22 protein-coding genes and 1 pseudogene are annotated in these 26,485 nt (G+C 38.8%); 19 read left to right on the top strand and 4 right to left on the bottom strand.

Annotated elements, in window-relative coordinates; translation table 11 throughout:
* Positions 1-100: 100 nt before the first annotated feature.
* From EUBELI_RS08905 to rlmD, 3 genes are read left to right on the top strand one after another with little or no spacing between them, the layout of a single operon-like run.
* The gene (locus EUBELI_RS08905; RefSeq protein WP_012740073.1) at positions 101-1,345 is read left to right on the top strand and encodes a S1C family serine protease; all 1,245 of its coding nucleotides are present in this window, start codon (positions 101-103) and stop codon (positions 1,343-1,345) included.
* Between the two features lie 17 nt (positions 1,346-1,362).
* On the top strand, positions 1,363-2,307 hold the full coding sequence (locus EUBELI_RS08900; RefSeq protein WP_012740072.1) for a 3'-5' exoribonuclease YhaM family protein: 945 nt from the start codon (positions 1,363-1,365) through the stop codon (positions 2,305-2,307).
* The gene (gene rlmD, locus EUBELI_RS08895; protein WP_012740071.1) at positions 2,297-3,751 is read left to right on the top strand and encodes a 23S rRNA (uracil(1939)-C(5))-methyltransferase RlmD; all 1,455 of its coding nucleotides are present in this window, start codon (positions 2,297-2,299) and stop codon (positions 3,749-3,751) included. Before EUBELI_RS08900 ends, rlmD begins: the two co-directional genes overlap by 11 nt.
* Positions 3,752-4,020: 269 nt before the next feature.
* On the opposite strand, the gene EUBELI_RS08890 is transcribed toward rlmD, so the two are convergent.
* Positions 4,021-4,887, bottom strand: a complete 867-nt coding sequence (locus EUBELI_RS08890; RefSeq protein ID WP_041688288.1) for an AraC family transcriptional regulator — start codon at positions 4,885-4,887, stop codon at positions 4,021-4,023.
* 210 nt (positions 4,888-5,097) lie between these two features.
* Here EUBELI_RS08890 and EUBELI_RS08885 point away from each other — a divergent pair, with 210 nt between their 5' ends.
* The 13 genes and pseudogenes from EUBELI_RS08885 (at position 5,098) to EUBELI_RS08825 (ending at position 19,597) form a co-directional block, all read left to right on the top strand.
* Positions 5,098-8,139, top strand: a complete 3,042-nt coding sequence (locus EUBELI_RS08885; RefSeq protein ID WP_041688286.1) for a glycoside hydrolase family 2 TIM barrel-domain containing protein — start codon at positions 5,098-5,100, stop codon at positions 8,137-8,139.
* A 169-nt stretch (positions 8,140-8,308) separates the two neighbouring features.
* Positions 8,309-9,703 (top strand): MFS transporter, encoded by a 1,395-nt coding sequence (locus EUBELI_RS08880; protein ID WP_041688284.1) that lies wholly within the window; start codon positions 8,309-8,311, stop codon positions 9,701-9,703.
* A gap of 105 nt (positions 9,704-9,808) precedes the next feature.
* A complete protein-coding gene (locus tag EUBELI_RS08875) occupies positions 9,809-11,065 on the top strand; it encodes a galactokinase (RefSeq protein ID WP_012740067.1) in 1,257 nt (418 codons plus the stop codon).
* Between the two features lie 27 nt (positions 11,066-11,092).
* On the top strand, positions 11,093-12,583 hold the full coding sequence (galT, locus tag EUBELI_RS08870; RefSeq protein WP_012740066.1) for a UDP-glucose--hexose-1-phosphate uridylyltransferase: 1,491 nt from the start codon (positions 11,093-11,095) through the stop codon (positions 12,581-12,583).
* 263 nt (positions 12,584-12,846) lie between these two features.
* Positions 12,847-13,647 carry an AraC family transcriptional regulator gene (locus EUBELI_RS08865; protein WP_012740065.1) on the top strand — a complete coding sequence of 267 codons (801 nt, stop codon included), beginning with the start codon at positions 12,847-12,849 and terminating at the stop codon, positions 13,645-13,647.
* 2 nt (positions 13,648-13,649) lie between these two features.
* Positions 13,650-13,862: pseudogene (locus EUBELI_RS08860) on the top strand (DUF2992 family protein); the annotation flags it as partial.
* Between the two features lie 222 nt (positions 13,863-14,084).
* Positions 14,085-14,291 (top strand): helix-turn-helix domain-containing protein, encoded by a 207-nt coding sequence (locus tag EUBELI_RS08855; protein ID WP_012740063.1) that lies wholly within the window; start codon positions 14,085-14,087, stop codon positions 14,289-14,291.
* Between the two features lie 194 nt (positions 14,292-14,485).
* Positions 14,486-16,003: a DUF1538 domain-containing protein gene (locus tag EUBELI_RS08850; protein WP_041688804.1), complete on the top strand. Its 1,518-nt coding sequence runs from the start codon at positions 14,486-14,488 to the stop codon at positions 16,001-16,003.
* Positions 16,004-16,015: 12 nt separating this feature from the next.
* Positions 16,016-16,729 carry a P-II family nitrogen regulator gene (locus EUBELI_RS08845; protein WP_041688282.1) on the top strand — a complete coding sequence of 238 codons (714 nt, stop codon included), beginning with the start codon at positions 16,016-16,018 and terminating at the stop codon, positions 16,727-16,729.
* Complete coding sequence (locus EUBELI_RS08840) at positions 16,710-17,948, top strand: ATP-binding protein (protein ID WP_012740060.1); 1,239 nt, start codon at positions 16,710-16,712, stop codon at positions 17,946-17,948. Before EUBELI_RS08845 ends, EUBELI_RS08840 begins: the two co-directional genes overlap by 20 nt.
* A 2-nt stretch (positions 17,949-17,950) precedes the next feature.
* Positions 17,951-18,133 (top strand): DUF6472 family protein, encoded by a 183-nt coding sequence (locus EUBELI_RS08835; protein ID WP_012740059.1) that lies wholly within the window; start codon positions 17,951-17,953, stop codon positions 18,131-18,133.
* A gap of 22 nt (positions 18,134-18,155) precedes the next feature.
* Complete coding sequence (locus tag EUBELI_RS08830; RefSeq protein ID WP_012740058.1) at positions 18,156-19,112, top strand: NYN domain-containing protein; 957 nt, start codon at positions 18,156-18,158, stop codon at positions 19,110-19,112.
* The gene (locus EUBELI_RS08825) at positions 19,112-19,597 is read left to right on the top strand and encodes an S-ribosylhomocysteine lyase (protein ID WP_012740057.1); all 486 of its coding nucleotides are present in this window, start codon (positions 19,112-19,114) and stop codon (positions 19,595-19,597) included. The genes EUBELI_RS08830 and EUBELI_RS08825 overlap by 1 nt, the downstream gene beginning before the upstream one ends.
* Before the next feature lie 216 nt (positions 19,598-19,813).
* On the opposite strand, the gene EUBELI_RS08820 is transcribed toward EUBELI_RS08825, so the two are convergent.
* From EUBELI_RS08820 to fba, 3 genes are all read right to left on the bottom strand, one after another.
* On the bottom strand, positions 19,814-21,922 hold the full coding sequence (locus tag EUBELI_RS08820; RefSeq protein ID WP_012740056.1) for a glutamine synthetase III family protein: 2,109 nt from the start codon (positions 21,920-21,922) through the stop codon (positions 19,814-19,816).
* 228 nt (positions 21,923-22,150) lie between these two features.
* A complete protein-coding gene (locus EUBELI_RS08815) occupies positions 22,151-23,065 on the bottom strand; it encodes a class B sortase (protein WP_012740055.1) in 915 nt (304 codons plus the stop codon).
* 22 nt (positions 23,066-23,087) lie between these two features.
* Positions 23,088-23,951, bottom strand: coding sequence for a class II fructose-1,6-bisphosphate aldolase (gene fba / locus EUBELI_RS08810; RefSeq protein ID WP_012740054.1), 864 nt, complete (start codon positions 23,949-23,951; stop codon positions 23,088-23,090).
* A gap of 160 nt (positions 23,952-24,111) precedes the next feature.
* On the opposite strand from fba, the gene EUBELI_RS08805 reads away from it, so the two are divergent.
* The 3 genes from EUBELI_RS08805 to EUBELI_RS08795 all read left to right on the top strand — a co-directional run bounded on the left by EUBELI_RS08805 (position 24,112) and on the right by EUBELI_RS08795 (position 26,466).
* Positions 24,112-24,456: a DUF3899 domain-containing protein gene (locus tag EUBELI_RS08805; RefSeq protein ID WP_012740053.1), complete on the top strand. Its 345-nt coding sequence runs from the start codon at positions 24,112-24,114 to the stop codon at positions 24,454-24,456.
* Positions 24,457-24,679: 223 nt separating this feature from the next.
* Positions 24,680-25,705, top strand: coding sequence for a hypothetical protein (locus EUBELI_RS08800; protein WP_012740052.1), 1,026 nt, complete (start codon positions 24,680-24,682; stop codon positions 25,703-25,705).
* Complete coding sequence (locus tag EUBELI_RS08795) at positions 25,702-26,466, top strand: TPM domain-containing protein (RefSeq protein ID WP_012740051.1); 765 nt, start codon at positions 25,702-25,704, stop codon at positions 26,464-26,466. Before EUBELI_RS08800 ends, EUBELI_RS08795 begins: the two co-directional genes overlap by 4 nt.
* Positions 26,467-26,485 lie beyond the last annotated feature (19 nt).

Here is a 26,485-nt window from a genome sequence, read left to right as displayed (position 1 = left end):
TATAAATATTTACATGTAAGTCATAAATTGTTCATAATCGTAATATAAACTATGATATAATTGTATTCATAAGAGACGAAAATTACATAAGGAGTCCGAAATGGGAACTAATGAAGATGATAAGGAAAAGTATGACCTGTATACAGAACAGGTAGTTCTTCATCCGGCTAAGAAATACAAGTGGCTTATAAGAATAGGCAAGCTGTTGCTTTTTGCTGTTTCTGTCGTAATAGCGGCAACTTTGTTTATGGTATTTTTATATCCGGTATTGCAGAAAAGGATTGAAGAAAAGAATAAGGACAAGAATGTCATATATATCCAGAAGGATAATTACATACTTGCAGAGAACCAGACGGCAGAATATTCAGATATATTGACAGAGAAGGACCTGAAAGATAATTATGAGGCTGCTATGGCAGCTCTTCGCGCAAAAGTTGAGGATGTTAATAAATGTGTGGTTTCTGTTGACATTGAACAGCCATTTTCTGATGTTCCGACAATTGAAAGCAGTCAGACAGAGGTGGCAGGACTTGTGGTTGCCAATGTTAATTCAACATATCTTGTGCTTACAAGCTCAAGCCTTTTAGAACCTGGAATGAATTATATAGTAAGGCTTTCTGATGAAGTCCAGACAGAAGCTGCATTTGTATGCAGAAACACGGCTTCAGGAATAGGGATTGTGAGTATTAATGCATCTAAGCTTACAGCTGAACAACGTAACAGTATCGCAGTTGCACAGCTTGATAATTCTTATATGTTAAAGCAGGGGGATCTTGTTATTGCATCAGGAAAGCTTTATGAGACTTCGAAAGGTGTGTCATACGGAACAATTGCAGGTTCTAAGGTTGAGTATAGTAAAGACAGCGGTTATGAGGTTTTTGAGACAAGTGTAAGCATTACGGCGGGCGGTTTTGCAATATTGTTTAATTCTGAAGGAAATGTAGTTGGTGTATCTAAGGCTTCAACAGATACAAGTACGAAATTCATTGGAATATCTGACCTTAAGGCACAGATTGAGACTATGATTAATGAGCATGGAATCATGTACTGTGGTATTACAGGACAGAATGTAACAGAGGAGCTTGCAGCCAAATACGGACTTCCGAGTGGTGTATACATATCTAATGTGGATATTGATTCACCGGCTTATTATGCAGGATTGCAGGCAGGAGATGTAATTAGTGCAATTAATGGACAAAGTATTTTGACAATTCAGCAGTTTAGTGAGAAACTATATCAGTGCGCTGATGGAGAAGCTATGTATGTGACAGCTATGAGGCAGGGAAAAGATGGCTATTCAGATGTAGCATTTTCAGTAAGTGTACAGCTAAAACAACTTAATTAACGGAGGCAGAAGGATTTATGCGTTATATAGAGACTCTTAAAGATGGTGAGAGAATTTCAGAGGTATATCTGTGCAAATCAAAATCAATAGCACTTACTAAGACAGGCAAGGAATATGCCAATGTAATGCTTGCTGATAAGACAGGACAGATTGACTCTAAGATATGGGACCTTAATTCAGGCGGAATTGCTGAATTTGATGTTAATGATTATGTTGCGGTAACAGGACAGGTAACAAGCTATAACGGAGCATTACAGTTTAAGATAGAGAGAGCAAGAATTGCATCAGAGAATGAATATGTTGCAGCAGATTATGTACCATCTTCAAGATATAATATTGATAATATGTTTGCAGAACTGATGAAGTATGTAGACAGTGTTAAGAGTACATATATGAAGCAGCTGTTATATTCTTTCTTTAAAGATGAAGCATTTGCAAAGAAGTTCAAATGTGTATCAGCAGCCAAGACAGTACATCATGGTTTCGCTGGCGGATTGTTAGAGCACAGCTTAAGTGTTACAAGATTATGTGACAAGATGAGCAGCAACTATGATTTTCTTAACAGGGATCTGCTTATAACATGTGCAATGCTGCATGATGTCGGCAAGGTTAAGGAATTATCTGAATTTCCTAAGAATGATTACACTGACGAGGGTAATTTCTTAGGACATATCGTTATTGGATATGAGATGGTTATGGAGAAGGTTAAGCAGATAGACGGATTCCCTGATATGCTTGCAATGCAGATTGGACACTGCATACTTTCACATCACGGAGAGCTTGAGTACGGCTCACCTAAGAAGCCATCAATAGCAGAGGCTGTCGCATTATCTATGGCTGATAATATGGATGCAAAGCTTGAGACACTAAGAGAAGCGCTTGAAGCCAAGGATACCAACGACTGGCTTGGTTATAACAGATGGCTTGATTCTAATATAAGAAGGACAACTAATGAGTTTTAAGAAAGATGATAAAGTAACATTTGTAATAGAAGATATAGGAACCGGAGGAGAGGGTATCGGCAAGGTTGACGGATATACTCTCTTTGTTAAGGATGCGATAATCGGAGATAAGATTGAGGCAAAGATTATTAAAGCCAAGAAGAATTACGGCTATGCAAGGCTTGAAAAGATTATCGAGGCTTCATCTGACAGAGTGACTCCTGCCTGTCTTGTTGCGAGACAGTGCGGTGGCTGTCAGATTCAGCAGATGAGTTATCAGGCACAGCTAAGATTTAAGGAAAAGCTGGTTGACGATAATCTCAAGCGAATCGGTAAGATAGAAGGCTATGAGTTTTTCCCGGCTATCGGAATGGAAGAGCCTTTCAGATACAGAAATAAAGCACAGTATCCGGTTGGAACTGCCAAAGATGGAAGCGTTGTGATGGGCTTCTATGCAGGAAGAACTCATTCTATTATCTCATGTACAGACTGCAAGATTGGTGCTGTCGAGAACCAATATATTCTTGCTGTGATAAAGAGCTGGATGGAGCTCAACGGTGTTGCACCATATGATGAACAGACCAGAAAAGGGCTTGTGCGTCATGTCCTTATAAGAACAGGCTTTCACACAGACGAGATAATGGTCTGTCTTGTTATTAACGGCACCAAGATGTCTGATAAGTTAAAGGAATCGCTTGTAGGGCGCCTTACAGAAGTGTCGCTTGATTCAGATATAAGTACAGACAAATGCATCAAATCAATTATGCTTAATTACAACACGGAGAACACTAATGTCATTCTTGGCAGACAGTGCGAGACTCTGTGGGGAAAAAGTTATATTGAAGATTATATCGGTGACATTAAGTATCAGATATCACCGCTTTCGTTCTTTCAGGTTAATCCAAGACAGACTGAGAAGTTGTACGGAAAAGCCCTTGAATACGCAGGACTTACAGGCAATGAGACTGTATGGGACTTGTATTGTGGAATAGGAACAATATCGTTATTCCTTGCCAAGAATGCAAGAAAGGTATATGGTGTTGAGATTGTTCCGCAAGCCATAGAAGATGCTAAGAACAATGCGGCAATTAACGGCATTGATAATGCTGAATTCTTTGTCGGAAAGGCTGAGGAGGTCGTACCACATTTTTATGAAGAAATGGCGCGGCTGGCAACAGACACATCTGCAACAGAGGCTCAGCGTGAGGAAGCAAGAAAGAGCATTACTCCTGATGTCGTAGTCGTTGACCCGCCAAGAAAGGGCTGCGATGAGTCGCTTCTTGACACGATTGTCAAGATGTCGCCTGAGCGTATCGTGTATGTAAGCTGCGATTCGGCAACACTCGCCCGTGACTTAGGACTCCTTGCGGCTAAGGGTTACAAGACTGTTAAGGTACAGCCTGTGGACCAGTTTTCGCATACGGTGCACGTTGAATGTGTGTGCCTTTTGGTTCGGATGGAATAATTTCATAAGCTTATATGGAGCATATATGAAGTATATATGGAGCGTGTCAGCCCGAAATGTTTTATAGATGGGTTGGTACGCTCCTTTTTGGACGTCTGCTGTGCTACGCGCTGTTGTAATGTCCAAATTCGCAGTGTGGAAAGAGCGAAAAGAAGAAAATTAACAATTCTGAAACAATTCTCTATTCTTACACCTGTAAAAAACAGTCATAATACTGTAATTACTTCTCTTGCGTGTACTATGACTACTATGTGGACACTACACGAGTTTTATATTTCCGACTTTCTGGTTTTTCGATAATCTCTAGGAGAGTCCCCCTTCAACTTATGAAATAATCGGCTGAAATATAGCTGGTTATCATATCCCACAATTTTTGATATTTCATTAATAGAATAATTTGTTGCTTCTAGTAGAACCTGTGCGTTGTTGACACGGAGCGCAACAATAAACTGCATAGGAGTAGAACCTGTGAACTTCTTGAAGTTTCTTATGAACCAACTGACGCTCATCCCCTTGGATGTAGCATACTCTTCTATATTGATATCACGGTTATAATTTTCGTTAAAATATGTCACGGCGGTATCCATCTCGTGGTTGAGATATTCATTTTTTAAAACATGCTCTCTGGTAAGCTCACGTTGGAATATGATCAGAAGATGACGGAGCAATAATGTGAGCATTTCTTCGTAGTTATCCTGACAACGTTGTAATTCTATAATAATTCTCTTAAATACACGCTCATATTCCATGGATGTACCAACTGGGAATATTCTCTCGTTATCTGGGAAACCATATTTTCTTAAGATGTTTTTTACATCACTTCCAGTAAAATGAATCCAGTAGACTTCTGTCTTATCTTCCCCATAGTATTCATATTTCTGAAGCTCTTTTGGGCGGAATATGACAATGTTACCAGCGGGAACAATTGTTTCGTTATCAACAGTATCAAAATGAAAATGTCCGCATCCGGCTGCAATATATATAATCTGAAAATCAACACGTCCTCTTGGGCGATAGGTTGGTATCTTTGGGTGCTCGGACAAACGATAGATTCCGCAGCTACCGACAATCAGTGGTCGGCTTTTATCCTTAAAATCCATATGTGAATGGTTCAAATAACCGGTGTTCATGTACATAGGGCAGCACTCCTTTTCTGATTGATGGGATTATTGTATCATTTTGTGCATATTTTGTCTATTCTAGTTTATAGACATAAGAACTGGATTAAGGTAACATAAATTTAACAAAAGCGAGAAGGAAAAAAGCAGACAGTAAGGAGAAAATTGTTAGCAGGGTTACAAGCAACAAAAAAGTGTATAAACTGTATGAATGAAGGAGGGGTATTTATGATCGTGCCACGTTACTATGAGGATTTAAGCGTATTACATGACAATACGATGCTGGCAAGAGCCTATTACATGCCGGCTTCAAAGCGGATGGATGACTTGGTAGAGCACAGAGAGCTGTCAGACAGAATGCAGCTTTTGAATGGTACATGGAAGTTTCAGTATTTTGACAGTATTTATGATATGAAGGATGCCTTTTATGAGGATGGTTATTCGGTTGAGAGCTTTGACGAGATTGCAGTTCCGAGTGTATGGCAGATGGCAGGTTATGATACACATCAATACACAAATATCCGTTATCCATTTCCGTTTGATCCGCCATATGTGCCACAGGATATTCCATGTGGAGCTTATGTGCATACCTTTGACTATGCAAGGGATGATGCAGCACCAAAGGCATATCTTAACTTTGAAGGTGTGGATAGCTGCTTTTATGTATGGTTAAACGGCACCTATGTAGGTTACAGTCAGGTGAGCCACATGACCAGTGAGTTTGATGTGACAGACGTATTGCGGGAAGGAGAGAACCGGATTTCTGTGCTTGTGATGAAGTGGTGCGACGGTTCGTACCTTGAGGATCAGGACAAGTTCCGTATGAGTGGAATTTTTCGTGATGTTTATCTTTTAAAGCGTCCGGAAAAGGCAATTCGAGATTATCATATTACAACAGAATTGGATGCAGACATTGCAAAGATAGATCTTACAGTAAGCTTTCATGAACCGGTAGAGGTTCGGGTAAAGATCGAGGATAAGAATGGCGCAGTTGTTTCCGAGGGAGTGATTGACAAAAACGGTAAAGCTACTTTTGAGATTGTTGACTATAAGCTCTGGAATACAGAGAATCCTTATCTTTACACTATTATTTTTGAGACAGAGCAGGAGGTGATTGTAGATCATATAGCACTCCGCAAGATAGAAATCAAAGATCAGGTAATCTACTTAAACGGACAGAAGATCAAGTTTCGTGGTGTGAACCGCCATGATTCCGATCCAGTTACTGGCTTTACAATCAGCATGGAGCAAATCAAGATAGATCTTACCTTGATGAAGCAGCATAACTTCAATGCAATCCGTTCCAGCCATTATCCAAATGCACCATTTTTTTATGAAATGTGCGACCGCTATGGATTTATGGTGATCGACGAGGCAGATATTGAAGCACACGGACCATTTATGCTGTATCGAAAAGAGGATACGGATTACAACCGCTTTAAGCGTTGGAATGAGAAGATAGCAGATGATCCGGCATGGGAAGCTGCGATTGTTGACCGTGTGAAGCTGATGGTGGAGCGTGACAAGAACCGGTTCTGTATCGTGATGTGGTCTATGGGAAATGAAAGTGCTTATGGCTGCAATTTTGAGAAGGCACTGGCATGGACAAAGGAATTTGATCCGGAGCGGATCACGCAGTATGAGAGTGCCAGATACCGTAATTACGATGTAACCTATGATTACGAGAATCTGGACTTATACAGCCGTATGTATCCGGCGCTTACTGAGATAGAGGAATACCTGGAAAAGGATGGTAGCAAACCATTCCTTCTGGTGGAATACTGCCACAGTATGGGAAATGGTCCTGGAGATTTTGAAGATTATTTCCAGATGATACAGGCAGAGGATAAGATGTGCGGTGGTTTCGTGTGGGAGTGGTGCGATCATGCAATCGTCCATGGTGTAGCCGAAAATGGCAAGACGATATATGCCTATGGTGGCGATCATGGCGAAGTAATCCATGACAGCAACTTCTGTATGGATGGTCTGGTATATCCGGACAGAAGGATACACACCGGACTTTTGGAGTACAAGAATGTATACCGACCGGCAAGAGTAGTATCGTATGATGCAGCAAGTGGAGAATTAGTGCTTCACAACTATATGGATTTTGATGATCTGAAGGATTATGCAGAGATTACTTATGAGTTGTCACAGGATGGGCTTGTAATAGGGAAGGGGAAGCTTTCCGAAGTATCCATTTTACCGCATTGTGATGGAAGTACAACCTTAAAGCTTTCAATCCCGGAGAATGGAAAGGTATATCTGAAGCTGTTCTATAAGCTGAAGAAGGACATCCCGCTTCTTTCCAAGGCGTATGTCTTAGGCTTTGATGAGATAGATGTAAGCAGTAAGGGTGCAAAGAATCAGCAGGCATTAAGCTGGCTTACAAAGGAAGTACCGGATACCCGTATTCAGGTGCAGGAGAATGATACAGAGATCAACATAAAGGGACGAGAGTTTTCCTATATAATCAACAAACGGACAGCACTTTTTGACAGTTTAATATTTGCAGGCAGAGAATATCTGAAGAATCCGATGGAACTGAATATCTGGAGAGCGCCGACGGATAATGATATGTATATCAAGGCGGAGTGGAGGAAAGCACACTACAATGAAGCATATACAAGAGCATATAATTCAGAGGTGATTCAAGGAAAGCACGGAGTGACTGTTGTAAGTCAGGCTTCGGTTGTAGCACCAACCGTGCAGAAGATTCTTGATGTGACACTCATATGGACGATTGATGCAGCCGGAAGAATTGGAGCTGATATCGCAGTGAAAAAGAATGATGAATTCCCTGATCTTCCAAGATTTGGTGTGAGGATGTTCTTAGATAAGAAACTTACAGATGCAGGGTTCTTCGGTATGGGACCGCAGGAAAGCTACCGGGACAAGCATAGAGCAGCAAGCCATGGATTGTATCGTCTTAAGGTTTCAGATATGCATGAAGATTATATTCGTCCACAGGAAAACGGAAGTCACTATGACTGTGATTATGTGGAGCTTGGCAACAGCCAATATGGTATCACAGCTATAGCAGAAGAAGATGCATTTTCATTCAATGCCTCTTTCTATACGCAGGAGGAGTTGGAGAAAAAAGCACATAATTATGAACTTATAGAATCGGACAGTACGGTACTCTGTCTTGATTATGCACAGAATGGAATAGGCTCTAACAGTTGCGGACCAGACGTGTTAGATGCGTACAGATTTGATGATAGATTATTCCGGTTCCGGTTTACACTGGTTCCGTATGTGAAGGGATAATAATAATGTAACTTGTTGACACAGCATTTCCCTAAATATTGCCATATAAGTCCGGACATATGGTGATACTTGGGATACAAAAGAACAAAAGTAAAACATTTAGAATAATATAGCATCAGACTGTTCGACACATGAAATTCTAAACCTAATTAAGATGAGGAGTGATTCTATGGAAGAAAAAAAGTATTTAAAATGGTATAACAAAGTCGGATACGGATCCGGCGATATAGCAGGAAATGTAGTATATGCATTTTTAACATCATTTGTGATGATTTATCTGACAGATTCTGTTGGACTCGCAGCAGGTATAGTGGGTACGCTGATAGCACTTTCTAAGCTGTTTGATGGATTTACAGACATATTCTTTGGCTCGATGATAGATAAGACGCACAGTAAGCTGGGCAAGGCAAAGCCATGGATGCTTTATGGTTACATTGGTTGTGCAATTACGCTGGTATGTTGTTTTGCTGTTCCTACAAGCTGGGGAAATACAGCAAAATATGCATGGTTCTTTATTGCATACACATTGTTAAATGGAGTGTTCTATACAGCAAATAATATTGCATATTCCGCATTGACTTCTTTGATTACAAAGAACAGCAAAGAGCGTGTGCAGATGGGATCTTGTCGTTTTATTTTTGCATTTTCTACAAGTCTTTTGATTCAATCTGTAACCGTAAAATTTGTTGATTATTGTGGTGGGGATGCGGCAGCATGGAGAACTGTAGCAATTATCTATGCAATTATCGGTCTGATTGTAAATTCAATCTCAGCACTCTCCGTAAAAGAACTTCCAGAGGAGGAGCTTAACGAGGGAGAAGTTAAGGGCGATGAAGAAAAGTATGGATTGGTTCATGCATTTAAGCTGCTTGTAAAGAACAAGTATTATATGATGATCTGTGGAACTTATATTTTACAGCAGCTCTACAGTGCTATGATTGGTGCCGGTATCTACTATATGACATGGGTGCTGAAGAATAAAAACCTCTTTGGTCAGTTCGCCTGGGCTGTGAATATCCCACTTATTATAGCTCTTATCTTTACTCCGACATTCGTTGGTAAATGGAAGGGTATGTACAAGTTGAATCTTAGGGGATATATCATTGCCGTTATTGGTAGAGCGTTGGTTGTTGTAGCTGGATATATGGGAAGTGTTCCTCTTATGCTGGCATTTACAGCCCTTGCAGCCCTTGGACAGGGACCATGGCAGGGAGATATGAACGCAGTGATTGCATCTTGTTCAGAGTATACTTATCTGACACAGGGAAAGAGAATTGATGGAACTATGTATTCTTGTACATCACTTGGTGTAAAGATTGGTGGAGGAATTGGAACTGCAGTATGTGGCTGGTTATTAGAGCTTAGTGGTTATGTCGGAACAAATGCAACACAGCCGCAGTCAGCACTTGATATGATGCAGTTTATGTATTTATGGTTGCCATTGATATTTGATGTGTTAATTATGATTGTTCTTTCCAGAATGAACGTAGAAGCTGCAAATGAAAAATTAAAAGCTGAAAAGGGAATTAAGTCTGATGAAGTAACAGACGCAACAGAGTATTAGGGGTTATATGTAATGAAAAGCATTGTCTAATTGAACATTCGAGAATGGCAATGCTTTTTGTGCAAGAAGGAGGTGTATATTTTGAAGGCGGACACAATAATAGAGATGATTAACGGGAGAATGTGTGATGATGTATTGACTGATATTTATGTGGACAAAGACAAACTTCCATATGAAAGAAAACGATATATAGAAGCCATTGAACAGTATATTACACGATTCGGCGATGATGATGTTTGGATATATAGTGCTCCGGGCAGAAGTGAGATTGGAGGAAATCATACGGATCATCAGCATGGGGAGGTTTTGGCTGCATCTATTAACCATGATGCTATCGCTGTTGCAAAAAAATTAGACGATCAAGTAGTCCGTATTGTATCGGACGGTTATAATAATCTGATTGCGATTCATTTGGATGACTTAGATAAGAAAGATAAAGAAGAAGGAAGCACCCAAGCATTGATTCGTGGCGTATTAGCAAAGACAAAAGAGAATGGGCATACAATCGGTGGATTTCAGGCATATATTACCAGCGATGTGCTGATTGGAGCAGGGTTATCTTCCTCGGCAGCATTTGAAACTCTGATTGGAACTATCTTATCCTACATGTACAATCAAGGCAATATATCAGCGATTGAGATTGCTATGATCGGACAGTACGCAGAGAATGTGTACTTTGGAAAACCATGTGGATTGATGGATCAGATGGCTTGCTCGGTTGGAAGTCTGGTGCATATCAATTTTGAGAATCCTCAAAAACCAGAGGTGGAGCGTGTTGAATTTGATCTTGATGTACATGGATACAGTTTATGTATTACAGATACCAAGGGTTCTCACGCAGATCTTACACCGGACTATGCAGCAATACCGATGGAGATGAAACAGGCGGCAGCATGTTTCGGTAAAGAAGTATTAGGAGAAGTATCAAAGAAAGAAATCCTTAGTAATTTATCTAAGATACGTGCAGAGGCAGGAGATAGGGCGGCACTTCGTGCTTTACACTTTATATGTGAGAATGAACGGGTACAAAAGGAAGTAGATGCTTTAAAGAAAGACAACTTTTCAGAGTTCCTTTTATTGGTAAAGAAATCGGGAGATTCATCCTTTAAGTATCTTCAAAATGTATTTACATGTCATGATGTCAGCCATCAGAATGTATCGGTAGCACTGGCGGTGAGTGAAATCCTATTGGAAGATAAAGGCGTATGCCGAGTGCACGGAGGTGGTTTCGCAGGAACAATTCAGGCGTTTGTTCCAAACGAGCTTGTGGAACATTACAAGACTGGGATGGAAGAAGTGTTTGGAAGCGGAGCTTGCGATGTGTTGAAGATTCGTAAGTATGGTGGCATTAAGGTAATTTAGGATTACGATGGATTGGAGAAATGTGTGATGATTAATCATTTGATTAACGAACTGGTAAATTATGGATTGAAAAACGGTCTGATTGATCTTGCAGATGAGGTCTATGTAACAAATTCATTGTTGGAGTTGTTTGGATTAAATGACTATGTGGCATCAGAAGAAGATGTAGAGCCGAGAAAACTGCACCTGATCTTAGAGGATATGATTGCATATGCTATTGCAAATGGAGTCATGAAAGATGATACGATTGCGCAGAGAGATCTCTTTGATACAAAAGTTATGGGAGTTTTGACACCAGCTCCGTCAACTGTTCGCAGAAAATTTGCCGAAAAATATGAAAATTCACCTAAACATGCAACTCAGTTTTATTATCAGTTCAGCCAGATAACAAATTACATTCGTGTAGATCGTATTGAGAAGGATGAAAAGTGGACGACAGAAACAGATTTTGGAACGATGGATATAACTATAAATCTGTCAAAGCCAGAGAAAGATCCTAGAGATATTATAAAGGCGGGAATGACAAAGAAGTCTGGATATCCTGCATGTTTGCTTTGTCGGGAAAATGAGGGCTATGCAGGACATATTATGCATCCTGCAAGACAGAATCATAGAATTATTCCACTTACATTGTGTGAGGAAGATTATTACCTGCAATATTCACCGTATGTTTATTACAATGAGCATTGTATTATTTTTAATTATAATCATATACCAATGGTGATTAACAAGGCAACATTTGGTAAGCTGTTGGATTTCGTAAGACAGTTTCCGCACTATACATTAGGCTCAAATGCAGATTTGCCGATTGTAGGAGGATCAATTTTAAGCCATGATCATTTTCAAGGTGGAGGCTATGTATTTGCAATGGCAAAGGCACCATATGAATCTGAAGTTGTTTTGGACGGATATCCCAATGTACATGCCGGAATCGTGAAATGGCCGATGTCTGTGATACGATTGCAAGGAAGAGAGATAAATGAGCTTGTGGATGCGGCAAATCATATTTTAGAAAAGTGGAGAGGCTATTCGGATCCGGAGGCATATATATTTAGCGAGACAGACGGCGTTCCGCATAATACCATCACACCAATAGCAAGAAAGCGTGGAGACCTGTATGAGCTTGATCTTGTGCTTAGAAACAATATTACCACAGAGGAGTGCCCGATGGGACTTTATCATCCGCACGCACAGTATCATCATATAAAGAAAGAAAATATTGGTCTGATTGAGGTTATGGGACTTGCGGTGCTACCAGCGAGATTGAAAAAAGAAATGTCAGACTTGGAGCGGGCAATCTTGAGTGGAGAAGATCTAAGGCAGAATGAAGCTATGGCTTCTCACGCAGACTGGGCAGAGGAATGGATTCCTAAGTATGACATTACATCGGAGAATATTCATTCTATCGTGCAAAAGGAAATTGGAATTGTCTTTACAAAGGTTTTAGAGGATGCGGGTGTTTATAAAAGGACACCAGATGGAATTGCAGCATTCAATAGATTTATTGATGATTTATAAAAAGAACCATTTCATTTTTGCGAAATGGTCTGCAAACTAGGTGTTCAGTTTTAACAAAGCAGTCCTTTTAGTATTTTATGCATGATATACATGTTCAAAGTAATCAGCGTAGAATACTAAAAGGTTGTTCATATAATTCTTAAACTTGTTCATTTGGAAGTCCTCCTTTCCTTATTTACAAGCTGATTATAGAATGAATACAATGAGATTGCTTGCCAAATCGAAAGAAAAAGTAGACAAATCTTGCAAAGGGGGCGTAACCAATGCATTTATCATTTATTGATACAAAAGAAGAAATATTAACTTTAAAAAGAAAATCGAAGCATGTCGCTCCGCATTTACATAATGCATTGGAGATTGTATGTGTGACAAATGGAACACTGGAGCTTGGAGTTGGTCAAGAGTTATATCACATGGAAAAGGGAGATATCGGCTTTGTATTTCCGGATATTATCCATCATTATCAGATTTTCTCGCCGGGAGTGAATAAGGCAGTTTACATTATTTCTCCACCGTTTGCGATTGGAAAATATGCTGAAATAATACAGACGATGGCACCGGATTACCCTATTATAAAGGCAGAGATGGTGGAGCCAGAAGTATACCGGGCAATTAATGCCATCTTAGATACAGATCACATGGATATAGCAGTTATACAGGCATATCTGCAGATTGTGATTGCAAGATGCATTGGAAAGCTGAAACTGGTCGAGAAAGGAGATGTGGGAAGTAAAGATCTTGTCTATCAGGCAGTATCGTACGTGTCTGGTAATTTTAGAAAGAATTTCTCGCTAGATGATATGGCAAGAGATTTGGGAGTGAGCAAGTATGTTTTATCACGAACATTCTCCAAAACATTCCATCGTAATTTCAATCAATATCTGAATGATACAAGACTAAATTATGCTTGCTATCGTTTGGAAAATACCAGTGATGCCATTACAAATATATGCTATGATAGCGGATTTGAAAGTCAGAGAACATTCAATCGGGTATTTAAGGAACGATACAAAGTTACACCAAGCGAATACCGAAATACAAGCCGTACAGATATATTATCTTAATTATCAAACATGGAGGCAGAGAAAGGATGCAACGTGAAGCGAAAAAACAGATGCAGGAAACAGGCATCGGCACAAAATCGCAGCAGGCATTGAAATTACAGCAGGAACAGAATAAACAGGAGCGTAAAGTGAGGAGCCGTGAGAAAAAAGAAGCGGACGAACTGCGAATGTTTGAACTGAAACAGCAAAATTGTGGTTATAGATGGGTTTTATAAATGATAATAGAATATAATGGTTAAATGCTGTTTATAGAATTGAAATTTTTATATGATATGATGTATAATAATTTTATATCAATACAATTGTTTTGAGGAGACCAGCTATGAAAAAGATTGTTATTATGATGTTGTTAATAATGAATGGATTGAAAAAATGAAACCAGTTATCAAAGCTATATTTTATTAAAATTATAAAAATGCATTGAGAGGGGATATATTATGACTATAGCAGAGACAATAAAACAGCTTAGAGAAAGCGTTGGAATGACTAGAAAAGAATTTTCACAGCACACAGGCATTCCTGTGCGTACATTAGAGGACTGGGAGGCATCAAGAAGAACTCCACCAGAATACATTCCACGGCTGATTGCATACCAGTTAAAGTATGAGGAACTGCTCAGAGAGAAAGAAAATGACAATTTATAATTGAGTTTTAATTTATAAAAAGTGTTCTGATTAGAGCACTTTTTATAAAATTTTAAGTAGCCAGTACAATTATTAGATGTTAATATATTACTATGTAACCCGAAACTGATATTTAAGAGCAAAGGGAGATTTTATTGAAGGCTGGATTATTAAGGACACAATTTAGTTACCAGAATACAGTGGTAAGAGAGAAGATGAAGGAAAAGACAAAGGAGTCTGTTAGTGCGGTAGTACCAATAATGCTTATAGTGTTGCTTCTTGGCTTCACAATAGCACCTCTTTCACCTAGTATACTGGTTGAATTCATTGTTGGAGCCGTGCTGGTTATTATTGGCATGGTGTTTTTTTCTTTAGGGGCAGAATTGTCCATGACGCCAATGGGAGAAAGAGTTGGTGGAAGCATGTTAAGGACTAAGAAATTATGGATGATTATAGCGATTGGATTTATCCTTGGAGTTATAATTACAGTTTCTGAGCCGGATTTGCAGGTGCTTGCAGGTCAGGTGGCGGCAGTACCTAACATGGTGCTTATATTATCGGTAGCAGTTGGAGTAGGTGTATTTCTTGTTGCTGCACTCTTAAGAATACTTTTTGGAATACCGTTAGCACCGCTTCTGCTGGTGTTTTATGCAATTGTTTTTGCACTTGCGATGTTTGTTCCTAAAGGCTTTCTTGCAGTTGCATTTGATTCAGGGGGAGTAACAACCGGTCCGATGACTGTACCATTTATAATGGCTCTTGGTGTGGGTATTTCTTCTATCCGAAACGACAAACATGCCGGCAATGATAGTTTTGGTCTTGTATCATTATGTTCAATCGGACCAATACTCGCAGTTCTTATTCTTGGAATGGTTTATAGTACAGAGGGTAATTTTACAACAACAGCAATTACTGAAGTAGGCGATTCTGTTGAACTTGGTAAGCTGTTCCTGTATGAGATACCGAAATATCTGAAAGAAATAGCACTGTCACTTCTTCCGATAATTGTATTTTTCGTAGTGTTTCAGATATTTGCTCCAAAGATGAATAAGAAGTCGCTTATGAAGATATGCGTTGGACTTGTGTATACATATATTGGACTTGTACTTTTTCTTACAGGTGCTAATGTTGGATTTATTCCAGCAGGTAATTATCTTGGATCAGTGCTTGCTTCATTATCATTTAGATGGATTATCGTACCTACTGGCATGATAATAGGATATTTCATTGTTAAGGCAGAGCCTGCTGTATATGTGCTTATGCATCAGGTAGAAGAACTGACATCGGGAAGCATATCAGGCAAATCAATGCAGATAAGTCTTTCTGTTGGTGTGGCAGTATCTGTTGGTCTTTCGATGATAAGAGTGCTGACAGGCATCTCAATATTATATTTTCTTATTCCGGGTTATGGAATAGCACTGATACTTACGCTTTTTGTTCCTAAGATATTCACTGCCATAGCATTTGACTCCGGAGGAGTTGCGTCAGGTCCGATGACAGCTACATTTTTACTGCCACTGGCACAGGGAGCATGTCTCGCAGTAGGCGGTAATATTGTAACTGACGCATTCGGTGTTGTTGCCATGGTTGCCATGACACCTCTTATAACTTTGCAGATACTTGGTGTTATATACAGAATCAAGGACAGCAGGAAAGAGAATGTGCCACAGACTGTTACACCTGTTGTGGATATGTTTGCAGAGTTTTCGGATGATACAATTATTGAATTATAGAGGTAGATGGATATGAGCAAAGTATATGTAATGGTAACGATATGCAGCAGAAAAAATATGCCGCGTTTTGTTGAATGCTATAAGGATTATAATGTTGAAGCAGCTGATATATCATTAGGCCGTGGAACAGCGTCAAGTGATGTGCTTGATTTACTGGGACTTGAGGATGACGAGAAGGGTATTCATATGTCACTTGTTACAGAGGAGACATGGAAGAATGTTAAGAAGGGGCTTCAGAGTAAGTTAAGAATAGATGTGCCTGGAACCGGAATCGCATTTATAATGCCGCTAAGCAGTATTGGCGGCAAGAGAGAGCTGGGATTCTTAATTGACGGGCAGGAATATAAGAAAGGAGATGAGAGCACATTGAAGGATACTAAACATGAACTTATTGTTGCAATAGCTAATTATGGATATAATACACAGGTGATGAGAGCAGCGGAAGAAGGCGGTGCAACAGGTGGAACGGTGCTTCATGGAAAGGGTGTTGGAATGAAGCGGGCAGAGCAGTTCCTTGGAGTTTCGCTTGTTTCAGAGAAGGAAGTAATTCTTATTGTTGCAAAGTCATCACAGAAAAATGCTATTATGCGTGCTATAATGGACAAAGCCGGCGTAGACAGCAAGGCAGGAACTATTGTGTTCTCACTTCCTGTTACAAGTACGGCAGGACTGCGTATTCTTGAGGATTCGCAGGATGAAGAGGTTGATGATGAAAACAATAATTGATTACCAGAATGATGAAAGAGAAAAGGTTCTGCTTGATGTAAGAGACAAGCAGGAATTCGAGAAGGAAACATATCCCGGAGCAAGAAATTGGTACTGGGAGGAACTGATTAAGGTGCTTGAAGAAACACCGGAGGAATTCACACAGCAGTTTGATAAGAGTGTTCCTATATATCTTCTGTGCTATACGGGTCTGCACAGTGATGATCTGGCAGATATTCTTGAAGAAATGGGTTATGAGGTCTACAGTCTGTATGGCGGCTGGGGCGCTTATATGAAGTGGAAGTTCGAGAATTATGTCAAGAAAGCACAGGCAGAGAATGAGCTTTCAGGTGAAGAAAGAGTTAAGGAAATAGAGCGGAGCATAGTCAAGAAGTTCAGAAAGCCTATATGGAGAAAGTTCACACAGGCACTTAATGAATACGACCTTATACAGGATGGAGATAAGATTGCAGTCTGTATATCAGGCGGTAAGGACTCAATGCTTATGGCGAAGCTTTTTCAGGAGCTTAAGAGGCATGGAAAGAATAATTTTGAACTTGTATTTCTGGTTATGAATCCGGGATACAATAATATTAATTATCAGGTTATTCTTAATAATGCAAAGATTCTTGATATTCCTATAACCGTGTTCAAATCAGAGATATTTGATACGGTTGCAGATATAGAGGAGTCTCCATGTTATCTGTGTGCCCGAATGAGAAGAGGATATCTGTATAGTAAGGCTAAAGAGCTTGGATGTAACAAGATAGCGTTAGGTCATCATTATGATGATGTTATTGAGACAATTCTTATGGGAATGTTGTATGGTGCGCAGATTCAGACTATGATGCCAAAGCTTCACAGCACTAATTTTGAGGGCATGGAGCTTATAAGACCGCTTTACCTTATAAGAGAAGCAGATATAATACATTGGAGAGATTATAATAATCTTGCATTTATACAGTGTGCATGCAGGCTTACAGAGAGCTGTGCTTCATGTGGCGGAACAGAAAAGGGTTCTAAGAGAGGCGAGATTAAGCAGCTTATCAAAGACCTGACTAAGGTAAGCCCTTACATTGAGAAGAACATTTTCAGAAGTGTTGAAAACGTTAATCTTGATACAGTTATTGCATATAAGCAGTATGGTGTTAAGCATAATTTCCTTGAAAGATATGAGGAAATGGGAAGACTCAACGGTGCGTCAGGCAGCCAGACAGCAGATAATAAGGAGATGGAATAAATATGTCATCACAATATAATTGCGATTACTGCAACAACCTTGTATATGACGAGGAGATTGAAGGATATGTATGTGATGTTGATATGGACGAGGACGATTACGCAAGACTTTTAAGTTCTTCATATAAGCAGTGTCCATATTATCAGAGCAATGATGAATATAAGATAGTACGTCATCAGATGTAATGTTTATATTAAGGGGGAATCTATGGACGATAAGAGGTATGCGGTTCTTATTGATTCGGACAATATTTCATCAAAATATATTTCTAATATATTAGATGAAATGACTAAGTATGGAGTTATAACGTACAAGCGAATATATGGGGACTGGACAAGTCCGCAGGCGGGCAAATGGAAGAAAGAATTGATGGAGAATTCAATTACACCAATACAGCAGTTTCGCAACACAGTAGGCAAGAATGCTACTGATTCAACACTTATAATTGACGCTATGGATATTCTGTATACGAAAAATGTGGATGGATTCTGTATTGTATCAAGTGATGGAGATTTTACAAGACTGGCAAGCAGGCTGCGTGAATCTGGCATGGAAGTTATTGGAATGGGTGAGAACAAAACACCAAGGTCATTCAGGGCAGCATGTTCAGTATTTACTGATCTGGAACTTTTACAGGATCAGGAGGATGAAGAAATTACAGCTATTAATAATAAGCAGAGGCCTAACAGATCACACAATATTATACGAATTTCCAAAATCGAAAATGCTATTATTGAGATTATCCAGGAAAATGATAATAAGGGAAAGCAGACGGATTTAGGAGAGATAGGAAGCCGTTTGCAGAAAAAATATTCTGACTTTGATGTCCGTAATTATGGGTATAGCTCATTATCCACATTTATCAATGAGATGGATGGGTTCAAGACATATAAGGTTAATAATGCAGTACTGGTAAAGCTCAAAGAAGATGACAATATTAAAGAACAGGTTGTTAAATACGCAATAGATAATGTCAGAGCAAGCAAGGCAACAGGAGTTGAGCTTGCAATACTTGGACAGAGAATACATAGTCAGTATCCGAAATTCAAGGCAAAGGAATATGGATATTCAACTCTGACAAAATTTGTATCAAGCATAAAAGAACTGCTAATAGAAACAACAGATAACAAAAGAATAGTATTTATAAGAAAGAAGGAGTCATAATGAACAAGATAGCAAGTTTTACGGTGAATCATCTTGATTTACTGACAGGTGTATATGTATCAAGAAAGGATTATATCGGAGATGTATGTCTTACAACATTTGATTTAAGATTTACAAGACCTAATGAAGAGCCACCTATGGATACTCCGGGGATTCATTCAATTGAACATCTTGTTGCTACATTTTTAAGAAATCATGCAGAATGGGCTGAGAAAACTATATATTTCGGACCTATGGGCTGCAGAACAGGTTTTTATGTTATATTTGCAGGAGATTTAAAGTCAGAGGATATTATCGGGATATTAAGAGAAGCTGCCGACTATGTTCTTAATTATGACGATAATACACCAATTCCTGGATATTCACCAAGAGACTGTGGTAATTATCTGGATAACAATCTTAAGCTTGCGAAGATATATATGAGGAAGTTTAAGGAGGAGGTTCTGGATAATCCGGTTGAGGAGAGGTTGAGTTATCCACAGTAGCGTGTAGGTGGTGCCAGTCTGGGGATATCGGGCTGTGGCTTTCATGGATTACTCCTGCACAACTCGTAATAAATCAAGCCACAGCCCGATACCCCCAGACTGGCAATCTACACAGTGGATGTTTCAAGGGGTGAAAAATCTCCAGCATTAGATTTGGCTTTGCCGGTCTAATGCTGGAGATTTTTATGAGAGTGATTTATAACAATTAGTTATGTATTATACCTCGAATAATAATTCGCTGTAGCTTGGGAATGGCCAGAATTCCTTATCTACTATCATCTCGGCTTTATCTACTGGAGCTCTTAATTCGTCCATTGCAACCTTTACTGTATCTCTGAAGTATTCAGCCTGTGCTTTTCCTTCAAATGTAGCTGCTGTAGCAACTGTCTCTGCAAGCTTAGCTGAAGCTGCCTTCATTTCCTTTAAGTAACCAGATACTTCTGTAAGGATGTCTGCCTGAACTGAAGCGTCTGCGCCAGCTTCCTTAACTGAAAGTACTGAGTTAGCAAGTTCTGTTGTGTATGAGATAATAGCAGGAATGATTTCCTTGCCAGCCATATCTATCATTGTCTTAGCTTCGATGTTGATTGCCTTAGAGTAAGCCTCGTACTTAATCTCAGCTCTTGACTTTAATTCAGCTTCTGTGAATACACCAAATCCTTCAAACATCTTAACTGTTTCAGGTTTAACAAGTGAACCAACAGCCTCAACCATAGATTTGATGTTTGGAAGTCCTCTTCTTTCAGCCTCTGCTACCCATTCATCTGAGTAACCGTTACCATTGAATACAACTCTGTGATGGTCTGTGAAGAGCTTCTTAATCATATCATGGACAGCCATCTGCATATCTTCAGAACCCTCTAATTCATCAGCGATTTCCTTAAAGCTTTCTGCAACGATTGTATTAAGAACAACATTTGCAGGAGCGATAGAATCTGAAGAACCAACCATACGGAACTCAAACTTGTTACCTGTGAATGCGAATGGAGATGTTCTGTTTCTATCTGTAGCATCCTTGTTAAGGTCTGGAAGAGTAGAAGCACCAGTCTTTAACTTACCTTTCTGGATAGAGCTTGTAGCATCACCCTTATCGATTAACTGCATAACTACATCTTCAAGCTGCTCGCCAAGGAACATAGAGATGATAGCTGGAGGTGCTTCATTAGCTCCAAGTCTGTGATCGTTACCAACATCAGATGCAGATTCACGAAGAAGGTCAGCATGCTTATCAACAGCCTTCATAATTGCACCAAGTACAAGAAGGAACTGGAAGTTTTCATGTGGTGTCTTACCTGGGTCAAGCATGTTAATGCCATCATCAGTTGTGATAGACCAGTTGTTATGCTTACCAGAACCATTAACACCTGCAAATGGCTTCTCATGGAGAAGGCAAACAAGACCATGTCTGTAAGCAACCTTCTTCATTACTTCCATCATAAGCTGGTTGTTATCAGTTGCAATGTTGCACTGTGCATAGATAGGAGCTAACTCATGCTGTGCAGGAGCAACTTCGTTATGCTGTGTCTTAGCAGATACACCAAGCTTCCATAATTCTTCATTAACATCCTTCATGAAAGCTGCGATTCTTTCACGGATAGAACCAAAGTAGTGATCATCAAGTTCCTGACCCTTAGGAGGCATAGCTCCAAATAAAGTACGGCCAGAGAAGATAAGATCCTTTCTCTGTAAATATTTCTCTCTGTCTACGATGAAGTATTCCTGTTCAGCGCCTACAGAAGGAGTAACTTTCTTAGATGTTGTGTTACCCATAAGTCTTAAAATACGAAGAGCCTGCTCGTTGATGGCATCCATTGAACGAAGTAATGGAGTCTTCTGGTCAAGAGCCTCACCTGTGTAAGAGCAGAATGCTGTAGGGATACAAAGAGTAGCACCCTGGGCACCTTCACGTACGAATGCAGGAGATGTACAATCCCATGCTGTATATCCTCTGGCCTCGAATGTTGCACGAAGACCACCTGAAGGGAATGATGAAGCATCAGGTTCACCCTTAATCAATTCCTTGCCTGAGAATTCCATAAGCACCTTTCCGTCTGACTTAGGTGCTGATATAAATGAATCATGTTTCTCAGCAGTAGTTCCTGTTAAAGGCTGGAACCAATGTGTGTAATGAGTTGCACCTTTCTCGATAGCCCAGTCTTTCATAGCATTAGCGATAACATCAGCATCTGCTAAAGATAATTCCTGCACACCTTCCATTGTTAATTTAAGGTTTTTGTAAACGTTCTTTGGTAAACGTTCTTTCATAATTGTGTCATTAAACACATTCTCGCCGAAGATGTCAGCTACATTGAATCTTTCACTCATAACTTTCTCATCCTTCCTTTTCTTATCTTTTTATTAGTAAAACTAAAAAATGGCGCCCAAGTATATACTTATACAAATATATAAATGGAACGCCTTTGTTCTACCTTATTTAATTAGCGACAGCTTGCTGTCTTTAAATAAAATAACTCATATTACATAATAATGCAAGTTCTTTTTGAAAAAAATTATATTAATTAAGTATATTAGCATATATTGTGCTAGTTATCTTTAATTATTGGCAGATGTTGTTCCTTCAGAAGACTTCTCAAAATCTTCGATTGTAGTTTCACCTACATACATTCCCGAAATGATAAAACGTTGTTTACCATTATTTGTACAGGTCGAAAGTGTTACCACTTGTGTTGCTTTGTCAACATTAACTCCGGTATCATATAAAGATAAGGCTTTCATCCTGTTAGCATATGAGCGCAGACCATCAAGACTTATAAAATTAAATGTATATGTATCACTGATTGGTTCACTTACATATGCGGTGAATATTTTATATTCTTTAATGATATCTTCTGTGTAAATATAGAATACATCATTGCCATCATAATTATAAAAATATGATGATTTGTATTTGTGGAGAGTTCCAAACATTGCACCTGAATTCATGCTGTGACCATAAAGAATTATATGGTTGGCATTAAGCTTATCAGTTATTCGGTAATCTTCAAATACACATCCGTTACTATTGTATGTTTTGTCAAATGTGTGTGTAAGATAAAAATCATTGTCAGTAGTCTGAGCGATAGGTAATCTGGTATCAAGAGAAGGAATATATAAGAAACCAAGTCCATCAGAATTGATATCGAGCAGTGCCTGATGATCATATTTAAATGGAATAGTAATCTCCGCATCATCTCCTATGCTGATATTGACAGGAGTGTCGTCAAGAACCGTATCACCTATGTTGTCATAAATATCATTTCCTTTCTTATATTCAAGAAGAATAGATATAAGATTATATGCTGCAAATATAAATATACATGCAGAAACAACAAGTATTATACGGCTTATAATTTTTGATTTTCTTTTCTTTTTTTCTTTCGCTTCAAAAGCGATGTCTGCTTCATCCTTTTCTAAATCAGAGGAGGACACAATAAAATCATCATTATCCTCTGTTTTAATATCACTCATAATAATCTCCAATCAGTTTTTATCATGCTTTTCCAGCTGAACCGAAAAGATTAATCTTCTCACGTACAGTTTCTTTAATAGCTTCACATCCAGGAGCGAGAAGTTTTCTAGGATCAAAGCCCTTTCCTTCAAGATCTTTGCCTGCTTCAACATATTTTCTTGTTGCATCAGCAAATGAAAGCTGGCATTCTGTATTAACATTAATCTTAGATACACCGAGAGAAATAGCCTTCTGAATCATATCTGCTGGAATTCCTGTACCACCGTGAAGAACTAATGGCATATCACCAATCTTTTCCTTAACTGCAGCAAGTGTTTCAAAGCTTAATCCTGGCCAGTTAGCCGGATACTTTCCATGAATGTTACCAATACCTGCTGCAAGCATATCTACGCCAAGATCAGCAATAGATTTACATTCATCAGGGTCTGCACATTCACCCATTCCGATAACACCATCTTCCTCGCCACCTATTGAACCAACTTCTGCTTCAATAGAAAGACCAAGATTGTGTGCTACATTAACAAGTTCTGTTGTTTTCTTGATATTTTCGTCAATTGGATAGTGAGAACCATCAAACATAATAGATGTGAAGCCTGCTTTGATACATTTGTAGCATCCTTCGTATGTTCCGTGGTCAAGATGAAGAGCAACAGGAACAGTGATTCCAAGAGACTTGTCCATAGCTTTAACCATGGCTGCAACAGTCTCAAAACCTGTCATATACTTACCGGCGCCCTCAGATACACCAAGGATTACAGGAGCATTCATCTCCTGTGCAGTAAGGAGAATAGACTTAGTCCATTCAAGGTTATTGATGTTGAACTGACCGACAGCATATTTGCCGGCAAGAGCATTGTCTAACATTTCTTTTGCTGAAACTAACATATTTCTTTACCTCCATTGCACGATTTTTGCATGACAATATTATATCTCATATCATTAAAAATGAAAAGAAATATTTAACTGATATTTATGTATAAATATAAATAAATATGATGTATAATGCATTTTGTATATTGAATTTTAATTAGGAAAGGAGATTGGCATGGATTATTTATCATTTTTTATCAACAAGATAAGTCTTGAAGTAGATTTTTACAATAATGAAGCTTATGCTGGAAATAGTATATTGCCATTTATGGGATTTATGATGTTTCTGATAGGTCTGGTTGTTGTTATTGTAGGAGCTGCAACATATTTTACGGCTAAACATAATTTTAATATATTTTATGATATGAGAGATGTAAGAATTACATATGATGAACAGATGATGCCTGACGACGAGAAGGCAAGAAGAGATAATGAGAAGTTAAAAAAGGATAAGAAGAGAGGACAGATTGTAATGATAGTTGGAGCTGTTCTTATAGTTGTTTCGTTCATTATGTTATAATAATCTGCAAAGTAAAACACCGTCTGCCGGAGAAGCAGACGGTGAAAGAGGGAGGAGAGCTGTTCATTAACAACTCGATTTATGAAAAACATATAGTAGAAAATGTCTTGTTCTTATGATTGAATTATATTGAACAAAAGTGAAGAAACAATGTGCATAGTGTTAAATCTTATTGAATTAGATATGAACAATTTATGAACATGCGTGGATTAAGGAGGGGAATATGCCAACAATTTACAAATGTCCTGGGTGCGGTGCTGCTATGGAGTTTGACAGTACAACACAGAAATTAGGCTGTCCGTCATGTGGAATGCAGATTGATGTGCGGGAATATGAACAGAAATATTCACAGAACAGCACACAGGGGGAATATGACAAAGAGATGAAGATGTACCATTGTAATACATGTGGTGCAGAGCTTGTAGCAGATGAGTATACATCGGCAACATTTTGTTCATTCTGTGGTAATCCGACACTTGTGGAGGACAGACTTAAAGGTGAATTCAAGCCATCAACAATTATACCATTTAAGATTAACAAGGATAAAGCAGTAGAGATTTACAAAAACTGGTGTAAGAAAGGACCGCTCACACCATCTGCTTTATCAAGAAATTCAACAATTGAGAAAATAAGCGGACTGTATGTACCTTACTGGCTGTATGATTATTCGGCACAGACTGATATGCATGCTAATGCAGAAAGGGTAAGGACAACAAGAAAAGGTGATACAGAGTATATATACACAGATCATTTTCAGGTGTTCAGAAATATATCTGCAAAGTTTGAGAAGATTCCGGCTGATGCATCTGAGAAAATGCCTGATGATGCGATGGATAAGCTGGAACCATTTAACTATAACGAATTAACTGCATTTTCAATGCCATATCTGTCAGGATATCTTTCAGAAAGATATAATTATACGGCAGACCAGATACAGGAGAGAGCTACAAGAAGAGCTGACAAATATATAACAGATATTGCAATGTCAACAATTACCGGTTATTCATCTGTCAATATAATCCACAATGACATAACAATGCGTCCAACAGGAAGCCAGTATGCATTATTTCCGGTATGGGTACTTAATTACAGGTTTAACAAGAAGAATTTCCAGTTCATGCTTAACGGACAGACAGGAAAGATAGTTGCTGACAGACCGATAAGCGGAAAGAAAGCATTTGGCTATGGAGCGGGAATATTCCTTGTTACACTTATTATTACGATGTTTGGAGGGCTGTTGTTCATATGATGAAGATTAGTAGAAAAATGAAAGCTCTCATGAGCGTAATTATGGCGTGCATTATGTGCGTTGGTGTGTTATTCAGCATGAAAAGTGATGTCTATGCGGATTCTTCAAAGGAATATGTATATGACAATGCAGGAATTCTTACTGCTGATGAGATAAGTAAGTTAAAGAGCCAGTGTAAGAAAGCGTCTGCGGATTCAGAATGTGATATCGTTATTATTACAACTAATATCGGACATGATGGCAGTACGATGGACAGTTATCTTAAGCAGTTTCTTGATGATAACGGATATTCGCAGAATGCCGTAATATATGGTGTTGATATGAAATCAAGAGCCGACAGAATGTATACACAGGGCAAGGCAGGAACTGATGTTTCACAGAGTACAATTGATGACATAGGAGAAAAATGTGAAGGATATCTGTCAGATAAAGATTATTATAAAGCATTTTCTACATATGTAAAAAAGATGAATATGTGTATGACTACAAGCATAGTCAAGAAACTTACATATAAAATGTGGATTAAGCTTCTTATTGCATTAGGAGTTGCAGTTGCTGCAGTTCTTACAATGATGCATAATGCCAAGGCAAGAATGACTGTAAGTACTACAGAATATACGAAAGATCATAACTTCAAGGTTAATGACAGAAGAGATGTGTTTATTAATACAACAGTTGTTACAAGACATATCGAGCATAATAATAACAGCAGCAGCAGTGGCGGAGGCGGTGGAAACAGTGGCTACGGCGGACATTTCTAGATGATAAACATATAATAAT

Origin of the sequence: [Eubacterium] eligens ATCC 27750, assembly GCF_000146185.1 — a bacterium.
GTDB classification, from domain to species: domain Bacteria; phylum Bacillota; class Clostridia; order Lachnospirales; family Lachnospiraceae; genus Lachnospira; species Lachnospira eligens.
Note: the sequence above shows the minus strand (reverse complement) of the source record. Positions and strands in the feature narration are given on the sequence as shown.

Bases quoted from the DNA above. Each gene is read 5' to 3' on its own strand.
- EUBELI_RS08905 (WP_012740073.1), top strand. From the start codon at position 101: ATGGGAACTAATGAAGATGATAAGGAAAAGTATGACCTGTATACAGAA.
- EUBELI_RS08900 (WP_012740072.1), top strand. From the start codon at position 1,363: ATGCGTTATATAGAGACTCTTAAAGATGGTGAGAGAATTTCAGAGGTA.
- rlmD (WP_012740071.1), top strand. From the start codon at position 2,297: ATGAGTTTTAAGAAAGATGATAAAGTAACATTTGTAATAGAAGATATA.
- EUBELI_RS08890 (WP_041688288.1), bottom strand. From the start codon at position 4,887: ATGTACATGAACACCGGTTATTTGAACCATTCACATATGGATTTTAAG.
- EUBELI_RS08885 (WP_041688286.1), top strand. From the start codon at position 5,098: ATGATCGTGCCACGTTACTATGAGGATTTAAGCGTATTACATGACAAT.
- EUBELI_RS08880 (WP_041688284.1), top strand. From the start codon at position 8,309: ATGGAAGAAAAAAAGTATTTAAAATGGTATAACAAAGTCGGATACGGA.
- EUBELI_RS08875 (WP_012740067.1), top strand. From the start codon at position 9,809: ATGATTAACGGGAGAATGTGTGATGATGTATTGACTGATATTTATGTG.
- galT (WP_012740066.1), top strand. From the start codon at position 11,093: ATGATTAATCATTTGATTAACGAACTGGTAAATTATGGATTGAAAAAC.
- EUBELI_RS08865 (WP_012740065.1), top strand. From the start codon at position 12,847: ATGCATTTATCATTTATTGATACAAAAGAAGAAATATTAACTTTAAAA.
- EUBELI_RS08855 (WP_012740063.1), top strand. From the start codon at position 14,085: ATGACTATAGCAGAGACAATAAAACAGCTTAGAGAAAGCGTTGGAATG.
- EUBELI_RS08850 (WP_041688804.1), top strand. From the start codon at position 14,486: ATGAAGGAAAAGACAAAGGAGTCTGTTAGTGCGGTAGTACCAATAATG.
- EUBELI_RS08845 (WP_041688282.1), top strand. From the start codon at position 16,016: ATGAGCAAAGTATATGTAATGGTAACGATATGCAGCAGAAAAAATATG.
- EUBELI_RS08840 (WP_012740060.1), top strand. From the start codon at position 16,710: ATGATGAAAACAATAATTGATTACCAGAATGATGAAAGAGAAAAGGTT.
- EUBELI_RS08835 (WP_012740059.1), top strand. From the start codon at position 17,951: ATGTCATCACAATATAATTGCGATTACTGCAACAACCTTGTATATGAC.
- EUBELI_RS08830 (WP_012740058.1), top strand. From the start codon at position 18,156: ATGGACGATAAGAGGTATGCGGTTCTTATTGATTCGGACAATATTTCA.
- EUBELI_RS08825 (WP_012740057.1), top strand. From the start codon at position 19,112: ATGAACAAGATAGCAAGTTTTACGGTGAATCATCTTGATTTACTGACA.
- EUBELI_RS08820 (WP_012740056.1), bottom strand. From the start codon at position 21,922: ATGAGTGAAAGATTCAATGTAGCTGACATCTTCGGCGAGAATGTGTTT.
- EUBELI_RS08815 (WP_012740055.1), bottom strand. From the start codon at position 23,065: ATGAGTGATATTAAAACAGAGGATAATGATGATTTTATTGTGTCCTCC.
- fba (WP_012740054.1), bottom strand. From the start codon at position 23,951: ATGTTAGTTTCAGCAAAAGAAATGTTAGACAATGCTCTTGCCGGCAAA.
- EUBELI_RS08805 (WP_012740053.1), top strand. From the start codon at position 24,112: ATGGATTATTTATCATTTTTTATCAACAAGATAAGTCTTGAAGTAGAT.
- EUBELI_RS08800 (WP_012740052.1), top strand. From the start codon at position 24,680: ATGCCAACAATTTACAAATGTCCTGGGTGCGGTGCTGCTATGGAGTTT.
- EUBELI_RS08795 (WP_012740051.1), top strand. From the start codon at position 25,702: ATGATGAAGATTAGTAGAAAAATGAAAGCTCTCATGAGCGTAATTATG.